This is a genomic window from Comamonas sp. B-9 (assembly GCF_000410635.1).
Classification (GTDB): Bacteria; Pseudomonadota; Gammaproteobacteria; order Burkholderiales; family Burkholderiaceae_C; genus Comamonas.
On sequence record NZ_APCR01000237.1, the window covers coordinates 1 to 207 of the forward strand.

Here is a 207-nt window from a genome sequence, read left to right on the forward strand (position 1 = left end):
TGGTGCAGCGCTGGCGGCAGGCGGTGCGCGATGCCATGGTGCAGCGCCTTGTCCCGCCGGGCCAGGCGCAAGCGGCGGAGCAGGCGCGCATTGCCGGCGTGCTGGTGGCGCTGGTGACCGGGGAGCAGCGTGCCATTGAGCGCGAGGACTGGCGTGTGTTCCGCACCACCGGCGTGGCCCATTTGATGGCGATATCGGGCCTGCATA

At 71.0% G+C, this 207-nt stretch carries 1 protein-coding gene; it reads left to right on the plus strand.

The window, feature by feature from the left end; translation table 11 throughout:
* Positions 1-207 (plus strand): ComEC/Rec2 family competence protein (locus tag H928_RS25705; RefSeq protein ID WP_043338252.1); only part of this gene is annotated, 207 nt, incomplete at both ends.